The sequence below is a fragment of the Mesobacillus maritimus genome, from assembly GCF_023715205.1.
GTDB classification, from domain to species: domain Bacteria; phylum Bacillota; class Bacilli; order Bacillales; family Cytobacillaceae; genus Mesobacillus_B; species Mesobacillus_B maritimus_C.
This window is the reverse complement of sequence record NZ_JAMBNR010000004.1, coordinates 210861-227147: the sequence shown is the minus strand read 5'-3', so window position 1 is coordinate 227147 and position 16287 is coordinate 210861. Positions and strand designations below refer to the sequence as shown.

Below are 16287 nucleotides of genomic sequence, written 5' to 3'. Positions count from 1 at the left end.
AAATATGGGTCTGAACCGCTAAGATATTTAAAATCCGATGAGGGAAAACCATAACTACACCTCTCATTAGGAGTTGAACAGGTATGAACAAAATGAGATTGCCTGCTAAACCTTTTCGTTGGTCCAATACGACTCCACTAAAATGGACCCTTGCTTTGTGGATGATGACGGGGTGCGGAACTGCTTCAGCCGACCCTCAACATGATGCTGAAATAAATAAACCGGCTGTCGAAGTCAAAGCGCCGGAAATTCTGAATAACAAACAACAAGTTAAGACTTTAGATAATAAAAATGCACCTTTTGGAATTCCAAAGATTTCTGATAAAGCAGAAAAACAAAAAGTGATGATTGATGCTCCGTTTATTAGACAAAATCCAGAATTGCCGAGGGGCTGTGAAGTAACCAGCCTCGCGATGCTTTTGAATCATGCAGGAGTAAAGGTTGATAAAATGACCTTGGCCAACAAGGTTAAAAAAGTTCCCTTTGAGAAAAGCGGCCTAAGAGGAAACTTAAATGACGGTTTTGTGGGGAATATGCAAACGATGTCTAAGCCTGGGATAGGTGTATACCATGCTCCTATCAAGGATCTTGCTGAATCATATCTTCCTGGAAAGGTAATTGATTTTACCGGGAAGGATTTTGACGAAGTGATCACCCATTTAGATCAAAACCGCCCAGTCTGGGTTATCGTGACGAGTACCTATGATGTGGTCCCTGAAGCAAAATGGGAGACATGGCAAACAAGCAGTGGCCCACTTAAAATTACGTACAAAATGCATTCAGTGTTAGTAACAGGATATGACCAAAATTCGGTTTATATTAATGATCCACTTACGTCTAAAAACCGCAAACTCCCTAGGAAAAAATTCATTTCCGGTTGGGAGCAAATCGGAAAACAAGCAATTACTATAAAAATTTGATCCAAGTGCGTTACTCGTGCTTGGATTTTTTTGTAGGAATGCGAACAGATCCCTTATAAAAAACGCAGAACTCGTCAATAACAGTAGTAAAAAAAGGGTTGGAGTGGAATTTGTGCGTGGAATTTATTTTATCAATGATCAAATCCAATTAAATGATTTATCGAAGGAAGAAAGTGTTCAATTACAGGAGGAATCCTTGTTAGATTATATTCATGAACATAAAATTCAAATTGTCAAACTAAACCCCTACCAACTTAATGACCATTACACCCTCTTACACGCTCTTTTATATGACTTAAAAAAAGTAAATGCACCGTTAGACTGTTTTATTTATTACTCAGAAAAGGTTTTAAACGATTTTATTTTAACTTATCCTGCTCGATGGTTAATGATTAAAAGTTATTTTGATACCATGGTACCAGTCATCTCGTATGACTCCTCTCATAAGAGTATTGTTTGATGCGAAATAGCAGGGATGTTTTTTGGGTGTCTTGGGTTCTGATGTTTATGAACACTTCATGATGCATGTTTTGGGGATTTCCTCTGTTTTTTGCACCCAAGAACGCTTCATGCAGATGTTTTATGGATTCCCTCTGTTTTTTGTGCTCCATGAACGTGATGTCACACATAGAGAAGTACTACTTCATTTTATCTTATAATTACTCGATTCCGTGGTTGTTCTTAAGCCAATAAAGTTATTACAAATAGATTTTCCAGTTTCCCTACATAAATCTTTCCCTAACGAAAAAAGACATCCGCCACTGTTAAGATACGGATGTCTTTTTCATTTAGTTCATATTCTTCACTTTTTGCTTATTCCAATAGTTCTCGTTTCCTGGTAGGTCATCGAACCATGCAGCATCCTCAGGACAATCTAGAATCATAACCTGGCCGTAATTTCCTTCTTTTGATTGATGATACTTTAAATATGCTTTGCCATCCTTAATCGCTAAGATCTCAATTTTCCCGGAGCTGTGACTCATTACTAACCGGACCCGTTTTCCGATTCCAGAGGTTTTGGATTTGGCTTGTTCAACAATGTTATATACTCGCTCCAGCGGCAAAACAAATTCATAATTACCAGCTACAGGACGATTAATAAAGAAATAATAAGGATTCACGCCGGTATAGGTAAGTTTGTTCAGTAATTCAGCCAATACCTCGGGGGAATCATTAATTCCTTTTAATACAGGGGTTTGATTAAGGACAATCGCCCCTGCCTTAATTAATGTATCGAATCCTTTTTTCGCCTCTTTTGTTATTTCATTTGGATGGTTTACATGGGCCATAACATAAATTCTTTTTTCTGGTGTTGAATAAGTCTGGATTAATTCAAGGAGAGCTTCATCTTCGTAGATGCGCATCGGATAATATACTGGAAGCTTGGAGCCTAGACGAATAATCTTTACATGGTCAATTTCTCTTAATTGCTGAATAATCGATTTTAATACTTTCGTGGAAAGCATTAGTGAATCTCCACCTGTTAACAATACATTTGTGATTTCTTTATGCTGTCGGATATATTCGAGACCAGGTTGAGGATTAACCATCGCTTCTTTTTCTTTGTGGATAAACAATCTTTTCCTAAAACAAAAACGACAATAGCCACCGCAGATTTCCGATACAACTAATAAAGCAGTCGGGCCATATTTATGTTGGCAACCAGGGACAACATAATTCGTCTCCTCATCACTTGCATCCCAATGTCCGTATTCCATTAGCTCGCCTTCGTTAGGAATAATAATTTTACGAATCGTATCAATTGAGTCCGCCCAATTTATTAAATTGAGATAATAATCATTCGAGCGAAAAACAAATTGGTCAGTAATTGGTTGAAGCTTTTCCTTTTCCTCTGAAGACAGCTGTTTTACTTGGTCTACCGAAGTAATGAATGTTGCTTTCATGCCATTCCCTCCCTATATTTGCAGCCTTAATTTAACTATAGCACCTGCCAACATAGAAGTTTGGCAGAACTATGACAACTTTTATACTCTTCTGGGAAGTTTTGGATGGTGCCTGGCACCATCCAAAACTTCCCAGGCACCATCCAAAAAACTTCCAACAACAACTAACACAAAAAAGCCGGATACTGAGTATCCGGCTTTTTTGTTGGAGTCGATCGCTTAAACAAGTGCAGGTTCTTTCACTTCAAGATTATAAGCTTCTACAAATCCTTCTCTAATTGCTTGAGCGATTTTTCTAGGAGCTTTTGCGTCCCCGATTACTTTAACATTTGGGAACTGATTTTGTAATTGTTCAACGATCTCAGTATTCGGTTTTACCCCTAAAGATAGAATGACCGCATCTACTGTTAAAATAAGTTCTTCTTGATTGTCTACTTGCTCTAGAATGATTCGATCATCCTCTATTTTCAGTAATTTATGACCAGGGAGTAAGCCTACTTCTAATTTGTTAAGCTTGGCAAGTTGGTCTAATACATTCTGGAAATAAGCCCCTGGAGCAATTTTATCAGCCATTTCGACTACTGTAACTGTATTGCCTTTTTCTGCAAGGAACTCCGCCGTTTCCAAACCAGTTAATCCAGAGCCAATTACCGCAATCACTTTGTCTCTTAACTCAACTGATCCTTCTAAAATCTCCGTAGTTGTGTAGACATGCTCATTCTCAACCCCATTAATAGGAGGCACAAGGGCAGTTCCACCCGTTCCAACAAACACCGCATATGGATCCAATTTCTTTAGTTCTGCTACAGTAGCTTCGGTGTTGTATCGAATTTCAACACCAAGCGCTTGGAGCTGGTTTTTCATATTATCAATTAACCAAGTAATTTTTTCTTTTTGTGGCGGCTTATTAGCTAAAAGCAATTGTCCACCAGCTTCTGATTCTTTTTCAAATACAACCGGTTTGAATCCTCTCATCGCAAGGATTCTAGCACTCTCCATTCCGGCAGGGCCTGCACCAATGACAGCAACTCTTCTTCCTTCACCATCTTGTTTCAGGTTATCATATTCAAGCTCTCGCGCTGTTCTTGGATTAACCGCACACTCCACATGCCCTGCAAAGATCGATTCGAAGCAATGTAAACAAGAAATACAATTGCGTATTTCAGCTTCTCTGCCATTTGCTACCTTATTGACCCATTCTGGATCTGCAAGTAATCCTCTACCAATTCCCACAAAATCAATTGTATTGTTTGCTAACAGTTCTTCTGCAAACTCAGGCTTTCGGATGACATTTGCTGCAATAACAGGAATGTTGACTGCATCTTTTATTGCCTGAGATAAATGTGTTCTCCACCCCTGAGGATAGGATGTTGGTTCAACTACTGTATTCATCGTTTCATAGTTGCCAGAGCTTACATCAATGGCATCAATTCCTAGTTTCTCAATGGCTTGAACAATTTTTACTCCCTCTTCTAACTCGAGACCCTTTTCTTGAACACCGATTGTACTTAAAAATTCATCCACCGTTAAACGAACCGTTAGCGGGTAATCTCCACACTCTTCACGAATCCCAAGGATAATTTCCGCAAGGAACCTCATTCGATTTTCAAAGCTTCCACCATATTTATCAGTTCTTTTATTCGTATAAGGGCTTAGAAACTGAGTGATTAAATAACCGTGTGCAGCATGAAGTTGGATTCCATCCACCCCAGCAGCTTTTGCTCGCTTTGCGCCAATCACAAAATCTTGAACCAAACTCTCAATTTCCCCAGTGGTTAATTCTCTTGTTTCTTGCTGCATGACGCCACAAGGAATTGCGCTTGGAGCCACAACAGGCTGATCCCCAATCAAAGCCGAAGCGGTTTGTCTTCCTGGATGGTGTAATTGAAGGAATAACTTTGTTCCATATTGATGGACCGTATCGACTAATTTTCTTAAAGGTTTAATATGAATGTCTTTTGTTACAGAAAGTTGACGCGTTCCCCCAACTCCATGATCATCGTTGACTCTCGTTACTTCAGTAACAATCAATCCAACGCCACCCTTTGCACGTTCTTCATAATATTTAATAATTTCATCCGAGGCTGTTCCGTCTAGATTAGCTAAGCCAATTCCCATTGCAGTCATAACTACTCTATTTTTAAGCTCCAGCGTGCCAACTTTTCCTTTTGAAAATAGATGCTCATACTTCATCATCATGGTGACCTCCTAGTGGATAAGATTTCATTAACGCTTTTTTCATGATTGTTTCCGTAAAGATGTTGTTAATAGTTCGACCTTTTCTTGTTCTTAAGAGGATTTAGGCATTGCAGGAAGAGTGCACTTAACTTTCCCCCTTATCACCACACCCTTATAAAGAACCTTCTCCTAACCTACGAGTTAAGTTTACGTTTTTTGGAAGAATATCTAGGATGACTTTTGTCACTCTGATAGGCTAATTGAGTTTTATTTCACCGCTTGTTCATATTTTCACATAAGGGTATTATCAGGGTCATAAAACGAAAACTGCCCAGTCAGCAGACTGAGCAGCTTTCGAACTCTATAAAAAGAAAATCAATAACTGTGAAGTGATGGCAACAAAGATTAAGGCAAAGGGATAGGCTGCTGCGTATGCTATTGCCGGCTCCTCAGAATTAATCAACTGATTCACAGAACCTAATCCAGGGGTACTGGTCATTCCGCCGCATAAAGCTCCTAACGAATGAATCGTATTGAGCTTGAACCACTTTTTTGAAATATAATAACCCGCAAGAATCGGTGTTAACGTAATGATTGAACCACCGAACACAAGACCTAACCCTTCTGATTGGACCACATCCACAATCCCTTGCCCTGCTGTTGTACCGGCTCCTGCTAAAAATAAGACAAGTCCAAGATCACTGACAACCTTCGTAGACGGTTGATAATATCTTGCTCTTATTGGCCCAAGCTTCCCAAAGTGCCCAATGATGAGCGCAATAAATAATGGACCACCAGCAACACCTAAATTAATGGTACCTAAACCAGGTAAATAAATCGGAACCATCCCGACCAAAATCCCAATTAACAATATCAAACTTAAAGATAAAATATGAACATTTGTTACAGTCAAATGGTTGCGACTAAACAAGGTTTCGACTTCATTTAACCGGTCTTCACTGCTCACAACCGTTAAAACATCTCCCCGTTCTAGGCGCCAGCGCGGATTTTGGTTAAACTCAAAACCTCCGCGTTCAATCCTTGTAACGGTCACACCATAAACACTACGCAACCCAAGTTCTTTTAGGCTCTTCCCAATTACATCCTCTGAAGCAACTGTAACCTTTCGAAGTTTCACATGATCGGAGTTATGGAAATCAATTTTGACTAGTTTGCCAATCTCGTGACAAAGTTTCTCTAAGTCGGCTTTTAAACCTACCACGACAAGGTAATCCCCTTTTAAAATGACTGTATCATTAAGAGCGATGATATTCCTGTCTCGACGAATTACCCTACTAATAACAATTGAATGATAGCGTTCAAAATGAAGTTCCCGAATCGTTTTTTTATTATAAGCATAATTTGTGACTTCAATGGTCATAACCTCAGGCGACTCTTCATTCCGAATCGGACCATTAGACTCCTTTAAATCCTTTTCGAGGTCAATCTTTAATATTCTTGGCAACAGTTGAACAAACAGCACAACCGCAATTACCCCAAAAGGATAGGCAATTCCGTATCCAACCGAAGCAATGGGATCATGCGTCGCTTGAAGAGCTGCTGCTAAACCAGGCGTACTAGTAAGCGCCCCTGTCATCAATCCAATACTTAACGCCGGTGAAAAATGAAACAATTTAGAGACGATTACAGTCACCACTGCTGCTATGAAAACAATAAGCAAGCCAATAATTCCAAACACGATTCCTCTAGAGCGCATCATTCGGAAAAAACGCGGTCCCGCCTGCAAACCAACAGCAACGATAAATAAACTTAAGCCTAGTTGCTGAACTGTTTCCGAAACTTGATGGCCAAAATGCCCAAAAACCATCGCCACAAGCAGAACTCCAGATGAACCAAGACTAAGCCCTTTGATACTTAATTTTCCTAGAATGGATCCTAAAAATAGGATTAGAAATAAAAGCAATAACTGATCTTCCAATAATGAACTAAACAAATTCTTAATTCCTTCTTCCTAAACATAATTAAACATTTCTATTTAATTTATTTTAACCAGTGTGTATGGAAAAATGATAACCTACCCTTGACAATAAAAAGGCGGATATCCTCCATCTATCTTTTCACCAAATGCTTTATCGAATAGATTGGGTGGTACACTTACATCCACGGTCCCGAATAACGCATAACCTTTTTAATGGCTGTTCTGTATTGAGGTTGGTAGCAATGAATCGAACAATTTGAACAGGCTCCTTTATCTTCCCCAAAAGGGCACAGACCCAGCCTTTTATGTGCATATTGCTTTAAATCTTGACATTGACCACACAGCTCATGGTGATGATGCTTTCGACGACAATAAATCTTAATCATCTGTGCTACTGTTTCCATTTCTTTTTGTATTTTAGGCCCATTATTGTGCTTGTCCATTTGTTTTGGCACCTTCAAAGCCTCCCTAAAAAGATCTATTTTATTATTCCTCCATACTAACGGTATCATAATCATCCTTAGAATTTGACACCGGAACTTTAACAATATAAAGAACTTTCTGTGAGTGCATTAAATCTTATTAATCAAACGTTTGATTAAAGTCGACTTGGAAGCACGGAGCTAATTGCTCCTTCCGTAGAAGTAATTTACATTCTGCACCCCTCTTTCCCCTCACCTCTATACAAATCCGTTAAACATACTATTTGTAGATTTTACATTATCATGGCATAACAAAAGAGCAAGGCTGTACCAGGGACAACCTTACTCATTCTTACAAGCTAACAATTTACCTCTTGAAACTGTTACGAATGATTCAGTTCTTGTATAGAAGAATTCAAGAGCCATTTAGTAAAACTATATTAAGAATTGAAAACTGAGCAGAATAATGTGACGCGAAATCTGTCGGATAAAAGTCATTGAAATTTGAAAGCGTTTTCACTTATAATAAAAACAGGCGGGTGGTATGCGTGACCATCATGGTATTCGGCGTAGGTGGGGCCAATACTGTTTCATTGTAGAACTCTTTTCTTATGACAGAAAACTGATTTTACGAATTTGAAGGACACAGGGAGATAAAACTTCCTGTGTCCTTTATTTTTAAAACTATTTAAACTTCTTTCATTTTTGATTTTCTCAAAAAATCAGGTAAAGACTCTTTAAATCGGTCTGTTATCCAACGTTTTCGAGCGATGGGCCAACTTGAACAATTTGAAAGAACATAGATACGCCAATACATTGGGGGATGATTTTGAAATTGAAACTCTATAAACCTCCAAAACCATGAATCCCTATTTTTATTACTAGTCTGGAGTCTTGCTGAAGATTGTTTAGACATGCTATAATCCAACCCCTTATCGATATCATGATCCTGAGCTGTGACCAGCGCTGTTAGTCCCTCTGCCATTTGCTGATGCCCATCAGTAAGCAAAGCTCCACCGAGGAAATCAGCACGGACCTCTAGCCATTGGGCAACAAAAGACAAATAAATTGGAAATATCATCATCAGCAGGTAAAGAATTAATGTTAACACAATAAAATAATCAGCCAAAGCCTGTATCTCATCAAAAAAGAAATAGACTAACCCAGCTAAGCAGCCAAGGAAAAAGATGCGCGCAATTTGAGTTGTCAATATGTCCCTTTTTTTCACATGAATCGCTTCATGCGCAATTATGGCATCTACCGCTTTCGCTGGTAATTGTAAGGTAGCCGATGTTAAAATAACCGCACTACGACCAATATTCATTCCTGTTGCAAGGCCATTGTATACCGGCGAGTCCATAACAAATAGTTTAGTTCCCGGGACACCCGCTTTTCTAAAAATTGCTTGCGCCCGGTCATACAAATCCCCACTTGGCACTCTTGTTGCATCCGTCGCCGCAATTAAAACACGGTCAGAAATTGAAAGGTTAAACCCCCACCATAAAAGGACAAAAGTAACCATTAACCACCACGGTGCCTCTAACCATATAAGAAGAAGTAATAAGCCTGTATAAGCGGAAATTCCTTTTACAGTAACAGCAAAATAACCTTTAAAAAACAAGCGTTTTAAGACAATTGGATGCCATAATGGTAGTATGTTTTGTTCAGTTTGCTCGTTTGTTTGATTATCCTTTTCACTGATAAATCCTTTGAAATGCTGTTCCCATTTTGAGAATTCTTTTGGGGTAACAAAAATGTATTCACCCGGGAAAGCAAGTCGCAAAACTTTTCCAAAAGAACTCGTGTAATCTTGATTGACAGATATTAACGTAAACAGTGGATGTAATTTCAATAAATCAGGTGATGACTCGATATAGATTCCCTTTAAATCTTGTAAAGGGAACTCACGTGACTGGAACTTTGACAATACAATTAAGTGCTCATCTTCAGGCACCCAATACAAGCGGGTCGAGTAAAAGTTCCCCACCCGCTCAATGGACTTAGCCAAGATGGTGATAAACATAAATACGATGACCATTTTGAGAAGCGTATATGTGTCAGGTGCAAAGAGAAAAAAAGTCAATGCCCCCATACATACAATGACAGTTAATAGTAGGTCTGCTAAGATTCGCCGATGATCCCGTTCAATGAAGATTTCAGTAGCGTCCACTTCTTCCAATAATTCTTTGAGCTCTATCTGCTTCTCTCGTTTCCCTCTATCAATGAGGAAAACAAAAGCTGTATACGTCGTAGCTCCATACGACATTAGAAGCATAGCATCGCCAACTGGAAATTGGATAAATAATAATGCTAACACAGTGAGGACCAATAAAAGCTCTACGTAGCCCGATACTTTCTTCGGTAACCAGACGGCGAACAGTTGAATCAATAATGCTGTGAAAACGACCAATACAATTGCTTCATTATCAGGCATCAATAACCCCCTCCCAGCTTCATTTTAAGACGCTTCTGTAACGAGAACCATTTCTTCTAGAATCGGTGTTATGTCCTCTAATGTAAGGTTCGGATCGATAAATAAGATCGTATAATTTATTCCCTCCTCCTGCCAATTGAGAGAGCGAAAATCGTTCATTTCCATATAGGTAACCTCTTTATCCAGAATGTTCACAGTTTTTTCTCCTGGAAGCTTTCCTAATTCTTCTTCAACGTCCTCCGGTGATTGAAAGACCGTTAATGTAAAGTAAGGAAGGTTGTTTTTCTGGTAATCAATGTTTACCTCGTTACGATTCAATTCTCCCTTTAATTCCAAGACCTCAATATTTGATATCTCTAATCCACTTTTTTCCTCAACATAAAAGAACGGTGTTCCTACTTTTTCAAGTGCTTCTCTAAGGGAAAGTTGACTCGCCTCACTTACACCATCAAGTAGATCTTGAATTTGAACATCATCTGGTAGATTAAGGACAAAAGTATCCGCTGGAATCTCCGTATTAAAATCGAGTTTTGTATAAGCCATTTCAACCTTTATATCCCCCGATTGAGAGATTGTTTTTAACACCATCCAACTTTCTTTATCAATCCACATCTCTTGATCGCCTATCAAACTATTCTTTTCCTTTGCAGTTGCCAGAAGATGATAGGCTGGACGTTCAAGAATTTCTATCTCGCCCTTACTTGTAATTTCATGCGAATCTTTTATAATTTTTAATAACTGTTCGGCTTGTTGTTTTGGAGAGGTTTGGTTGAGTGCAAGCAACTCTTCGTCTTCTACTATAAAAGCTTGATTCTTTTCTGGTTCATAGCTGATTAGTTTGCTCCCATCATTAACAGCGATATTATGCTCACTGCCATCCTCTTTCTGTGTTTCTGTTCTTCTTTTTCCATCTTTACTAACCCACTCTTTTAATAAAATCTTTTCCGGTTCCTTCCCGGCAGCATGCGTAATCAAATCGGCCTCAGCATAGTAAGATCTTATTTCTTCATCTAATGCATTATTAATCACTTGTTCTGGCGAAAATTGATTCGCTGATTCTGATGAGCATCCGAATATCCCCATTATTGTCACTCCTAATAAAAGGATCATTTTAGTAATTCTTTTCTCTATCAAGCCTCTCACCCTCTTTTTCTACTTTTGGTATTCTACAAATAACACAAGTTCCTATCTCTTCTTGTGAATATAACTGAACCTCTCCACGGTGTTTCTCAATGATTTGTTTTGAAATACTTAAACCTAGCCCTGTTCCTCGGGCGTCTGTTTTGCTTCTCGCTTGATCAACTTGAAATAAAGGATTAAAAACATGCTGAACTTTATCCGCCGGTATACTAGCACCATCATTTTGAACAATCAGGTAGACACTAGGTTCTTTGTTCCAATTGATGTCTTTCTGTACAAAAGGAAATAACCACTCAGGACGCATCCTTAACGAACTTTGCGAAATCACACTCAGCCAAATGGTCCCATTCTCTTTCGTATGTTGAATAGCATTACTCATTAGGTTGTCACAAACACGCATAAGTTGTTTAGGATTGACAAGGTAATCTCCACCTACACCGGCTTGAACATGCAGCGAAATGTTTTTCTTTTTACACAATGGTTCATAATCCGAAACGAGCATTTCAAAAAATTCACTTCCATCTACCTTAATCAACTCCATTTCATAGCTAGGAGACTGAAGCAAAGTATACATGAGTAAATCATCAATCATTTGTTTCATATAATTGGCTTTGTCAACAATGACATACCGGTATTCTTTTCGCTCTTCTGCCGTTAATTCAGGTTCTGAAAAAAGGGATTCGGCATAAGCACTGATTGAAGTGAGTGGGGTTTTCAAATCATGAGAGATGGTAGCAATCATGTATTCTTTTTCTCGTTGTTCTTTTGCAAGCAGGTTTCGAGTTCCCTCCACTTGTTCCTGCATTTCGTAAAAATGGGCTGTTAACTCGCCTATTTCATCCTTTCCAGTCGGAAACCTTTTGACTTTTTCTTGTTTGGCAAATGCCGTCATGTGCTCCATAAGCTGACGTAATCTCTTGTTTATTTTTTTGTTCACTAGGAAAGCGATGGTTAGAAAAATCACGAAAAAGATGCCACTAAAGATCCCAAACATAATCCAAGTTCGATCCGATACCCCTGCTACCCACTCATCTCGGGCTAATTGAACTTCGTAAAAACCAATAAGATCATTTCCATTGAGAACGGGCTGTTTATACGTAAAAGATCGATACCCCTGTTCAAGTGAATAAAGGTCTTTATAGAGCTCTTCTTTTGTTAGTGCGAATTGCAAAGACGCTCTTGTCGGATCAGAAGAATAAAGGACAAGTCCCTCAGGATTATAGAGCGCAATAAATAATTCACTACTCACTAGCTTATCAATTTGAGGACGTTCCACTCCTGGTTTGTATAAACTCGGATCATCTAACACAGCGATGATATTTTGAAGCTGAATCGTTGCTGTAAAATACTCATCCACTTTTTGCTCGTTATTATACGTTTGGATCCATGCAAATAAGAGATAGGCGACTGCCAGTGGAAGCACCATGACAATAAAATAGGAGAGTAGCAACCACTGTTTAATCTTCATGACCGCTCACCGATAAACCGATATCCTTTCCCCCATACTGTTTGAATAAAAAAAGGATTTTTCACGGGGTCTGATAGCTTTTCTCTTAATGATTTTATATGGACGGTAACGGTATGACTCTCCTCAATGTCAGCCTGCTGCCAAACATGTTGATACAACTCACTTTTCGAGAAGGTTTCATGTGGGTTCGAAGCTAATACTTTTAGCAATTCAGATTCTTTGGTCGTTAAACTAAGTTCTTGGTTATGAAGAAATACTTTCTCGCGATGCCAATCGATTGCCAAACCATGCAAGTATTCTACTTTTTGACTAATCTCCTCCACACCTTGATAACGTCGCCATCTCCTCAGTAAAGACTCGACACGTGCTTTTAATTCGATAATGCTAAAAGGCTTCGCTAAATAATCATCTGCTCCTAATTGGAGACCTTCAACTTTGTCCTCATCTTCCTTTTTCGCACTGATAATCATGATTGGGACATCGCTTCTCCAGCGGATATTTTGACAGAGAGTAAAACCATCCATTTCTGGTAGCATTAAATCCACTAACACCACGTCATAAGAACTAGCTTTGAAATCCTCAAGACCTTCTAACCCAGTAGTTGCCCATGTGACTTCATAATTGTCCCGTAAAAGGGTGTCTCGTACAACGCGGGCGATTTCTGGATCATCTTCTACCATCAATATTTTTGCCTTCATTTTCTTACCCTCCTGTAAACACTCTATCATGAGGTACTTTTCATTTATGGAAACTTTATAATTTCTTTATCTTTTCATCTTAATCGAACAAACACCGAACTGATTAGAAATCTAGGAACTAACCTCTAGTTTACGTTAAACTAATAGTAAAGTATTTTGATTGAATAAATAAACACATATTCGTAGATTGGGAGGCTTCTTTATGGAACAAATTTATTTAGACTATAACGCCAGTACACCCATAGCGTCTGAAGTAAAAGATGCTATGCGTCCCTTTTTAGAAGAGTATTATGGAAATCCCTCAGCCCTCCACTTTGCTGGTACTCACAACAAACAGGCGATTGAAAATGCACGAATGCAAGTTTCAAGGCTCATCAATGCTACTCCTAATGAGATTACTTTTACTAGTGGCGGCAGCGAAGCGAATAACCATGTTTTAAAAGGTATCTTTGAGAGCTACGCAAACAAGGGAACTCATATCATCACAACAAGAATCGAGCACCCTGCAATCCTCAATCCGTGTCACTATCTTGAAAAACATGGCGCAAAAGTTACTTATTTAGAGGTGGACCAGTACGGTCGTGTTGATCTCCATGCTGTTGAAGAGGCGATAACAAATGAAACAATATTAATTTCTATTATGCATGCAAATAATGAAGTAGGTACCATTCAGCCAATTCATGAAATTGGCCAAATCGCTCGTAAGCATGGGGTATTATTTCACACAGATGCTTCCCAATCGGTAGGCAAAGTTCCTCTAGATGTAAATTCCCTTCAGGTGGATTTTCTGACGATTGCCGGTCATAAGATGTATGCGCCGAAGGGAGTTGGCGCCTTGTACATTCGTGAAGGAATCAAAATTGAACCACTCATTCATGGAGCAGGTCACGAAAGCGGAAGACGCGCAGGAACTGAAAATGTCTTGCTGATTGTTGGACTGGGAAAAGCTTGTGAGCTCGCTGAATACTATCAAGCTGAGGTCGTTCAAGTAAGGAACCTACGAGACTACTTTTGGAATCAATTACAATCCCTACCTAATGTGAAAGTTTCCCTTAATGGGCATCCCGATTCCCGGCTTCCTAACACACTAAACGTCAATTTTGAAGGGAGAGTTGGCCAAGAGATTCTTGATAGACTCCCGCAAATAGCTGCTTCAACGGGTTCAGCCTGTCATGCTGGCTCCGTGAATCTATCTCCTGTTTTAAAGGCAATGGGTGTCGAGGAATTAATAGGAATGGGCGCTGTCCGTTTTAGTTTAGGGAAATATACCACTAAAGAAGAGATTGACCAGGTCATTGAATTACTTAATACGATCTAAACAGGAAAAGACAAATTTCTCAGGAAATAATCGAACTAAATGGTAAACTGTTCGGTTTTGTCGATTAAGAACATTTCTACGCTTTATGGACCACTCTAGGGAGGTTCCTTTTAAACCAACATAAAAAGAGCACATTTCATATAAATAAGAAATGTGCTCTCTACATCTTGTTACTTTTAAATTCGTCTGGACTCGCGCTATACTTTCATTTAAGCTCGCACTGCCGAGAGGTTTTTAATTCGAGAAATAAAACCCATTACGATGATGACAATTAACGCAGGTAGCAGCCACCCTAGACCTTGGTTATAAAATGGCAATGCCTGTTCATAAAATTTAACAACTGGTACCATCCAGCTAAAGTATTCAATTCCTAATGAGTCACACAATGTTTTTAAACCATCAAAAAGACTAATTAAAAATGTAACAAAAATCGTTGTACCATACACAACTCGCGCATGGTCAAACAATGGTGATAAAAAGGCTAATAACATAATCACGACTGCAAGTGGATATAGGAACATTAATACTGGAATCGAAAACGTAATAATATTTGCAAGTCCAAAGTTGGCGATTCCAAAAGTCATAACTACAAAGAACACAACTAGTGTTTTATAACTGAACTTTGGTAATAACGTATGGAAATACTCTGCACATGAAATGGTTAACCCAATGGCAGTTGTTAAGCAAGCTAAGATAATCATGACTGCCAACAACAACGAGCCGATTGTTCCGAAGAAGTATGATACAGCTCCACTTAAAACTGGTCCTCCAGTTGCAGCATATCCAAGTTCCCCTACACTTGTCGCCCCTAAAAAGGCGATTCCAACATAAATGATTCCTAGCAATGCAATTGCGACACTCCCGGCCTTTGCCGTTGAGATCATGATACCCTTTTTCGATGTTACCCCCATCTCACGAATCGCTTTGATCACGATGATTCCAAATACGAGTGAAGCTAATGCATCCATTGTATTATATCCCTCTAGAAAACCTTTAACGAATGCTCCATTTTGATACCCTTCCTGCGGAGCTTGAAACGACCCCATAGGATTAACAACGGCAGTAATTAGTAAGATTGCCAGTAAACCAACCAATCCGGGTGCAAGAATTTTCCCAACATTTTTGACAATACTTGCCGGATTTAAAGACAACCAAAGCGTAAGCGCAAAAAATAAGATCGTAAAAATCAATAATCCAACTTGAAGGTTTTCTTCACTGACAAATGGAGAAATTCCAATTTCAAAAGCAACTGTACCTGTACGTGGTGCCGCAAAAAATGGTCCAATGGTTAAATACAATAATGAAGTAAAAAAGATTCCGTATACAGGATGAACCCTGCTTGATAACTCTTGAAGATCACGACTTCCAGAAAAGCTCATTGCTAAGATCCCTAATAAAGGGAGTCCTACTCCAGTAATTAAAAAGCCAAGTACCGCTGGCCATAAACTGGTACCAGCTTGTTGACCTAATTGTGCGGGAAAGATTAAATTACCTGCCCCAAAAAACAAAGCAAACAACATAACTCCAATTGTAGAATAAGCTGAGAACGACAATTTTGCATCTTTCATGTAAATAATCCTCCATCTATGGTAGCAATTTATCCATATATTTACTATTTTTTAAATTGCTAGAATATTTTATCAATATAGCGATGGAATTATCATAATACTTAACTAAATAAAATGCAACAAAAAACGACTTTTTTCTTTTTGTACTTTTTTCCTCCTCTTTTGGTAGAAAAAAACTCAACAAACAAAGAAAACGCATACAACATTATGATGTAAAGCGCTGATTACACTTGAGGACGAAAACACCCCTTCTACATTTTGTTGCATACCATTAATATTATTCATTTTTTGTTTTTGA

General features: G+C 38.8%; 12 protein-coding genes. 3 read left to right on the top strand and 9 right to left on the bottom strand.

The window, feature by feature from the left end:
• Positions 1 to 83 precede the first annotated feature (83 nt).
• On the top strand, positions 84 to 920 hold the full coding sequence (locus M3182_RS07490; protein ID WP_251557565.1) for a C39 family peptidase: 837 nt from the start codon (positions 84 to 86) through the stop codon (positions 918 to 920).
• Positions 921 to 1032: 112 nt separating this feature from the next.
• Positions 1033 to 1380, top strand: coding sequence for a hypothetical protein (locus M3182_RS07485; protein ID WP_251428828.1), 348 nt, complete (start codon positions 1033 to 1035; stop codon positions 1378 to 1380).
• 328 nt (positions 1381 to 1708) lie between these two features.
• On the opposite strand, the gene M3182_RS07480 is transcribed toward M3182_RS07485, so the two are convergent.
• The 8 genes from M3182_RS07480 to M3182_RS07445 form a co-directional block, all read right to left on the bottom strand.
• Positions 1709 to 2824: a KamA family radical SAM protein gene (locus M3182_RS07480; RefSeq protein ID WP_251557564.1), complete on the bottom strand. Its 1116-nt coding sequence runs from the start codon at positions 2822 to 2824 to the stop codon at positions 1709 to 1711.
• Between the two features lie 219 nt (positions 2825 to 3043).
• Positions 3044 to 5023, bottom strand: coding sequence for an NAD(P)/FAD-dependent oxidoreductase (locus M3182_RS07475; RefSeq protein ID WP_251557563.1), 1980 nt, complete (start codon positions 5021 to 5023; stop codon positions 3044 to 3046).
• Positions 5024 to 5363: 340 nt separating this feature from the next.
• A complete protein-coding gene (locus M3182_RS07470; RefSeq protein WP_251557562.1) occupies positions 5364 to 6956 on the bottom strand; it encodes an aspartate:alanine exchanger family transporter in 1593 nt (530 codons plus the stop codon).
• A gap of 161 nt (positions 6957 to 7117) precedes the next feature.
• Complete coding sequence (locus M3182_RS07465) at positions 7118 to 7396, bottom strand: nitrous oxide-stimulated promoter family protein (RefSeq protein WP_251557561.1); 279 nt, start codon at positions 7394 to 7396, stop codon at positions 7118 to 7120.
• Positions 7397 to 8051: 655 nt separating this feature from the next.
• The gene (locus tag M3182_RS07460; RefSeq protein WP_251557560.1) at positions 8052 to 9797 is read right to left on the bottom strand and encodes a M56 family metallopeptidase; all 1746 of its coding nucleotides are present in this window, start codon (positions 9795 to 9797) and stop codon (positions 8052 to 8054) included.
• A gap of 24 nt (positions 9798 to 9821) precedes the next feature.
• Positions 9822 to 10880, bottom strand: coding sequence for a LolA family protein (locus tag M3182_RS07455; RefSeq protein WP_251428809.1), 1059 nt, complete (start codon positions 10878 to 10880; stop codon positions 9822 to 9824).
• 28 nt (positions 10881 to 10908) lie between these two features.
• Entirely contained in the window at positions 10909 to 12405 is a 1497-nt protein-coding gene (locus M3182_RS07450) for a sensor histidine kinase (protein WP_251557559.1), read from the bottom strand.
• On the bottom strand, positions 12402 to 13103 hold the full coding sequence (locus tag M3182_RS07445; RefSeq protein WP_251428803.1) for a response regulator transcription factor: 702 nt from the start codon (positions 13101 to 13103) through the stop codon (positions 12402 to 12404). The genes M3182_RS07450 and M3182_RS07445 overlap by 4 nt, the downstream gene beginning before the upstream one ends.
• A gap of 202 nt (positions 13104 to 13305) precedes the next feature.
• Between M3182_RS07445 and M3182_RS07440 the strand changes: the two genes are divergently transcribed.
• Positions 13306 to 14421: a cysteine desulfurase family protein gene (locus M3182_RS07440; protein ID WP_251557558.1), complete on the top strand. Its 1116-nt coding sequence runs from the start codon at positions 13306 to 13308 to the stop codon at positions 14419 to 14421.
• Between the two features lie 209 nt (positions 14422 to 14630).
• On the opposite strand, the gene brnQ is transcribed toward M3182_RS07440, so the two are convergent.
• Entirely contained in the window at positions 14631 to 15989 is a 1359-nt protein-coding gene (brnQ, locus tag M3182_RS07435) for a branched-chain amino acid transport system II carrier protein (RefSeq protein WP_251428796.1), read from the bottom strand.
• Positions 15990 to 16287 lie beyond the last annotated feature (298 nt).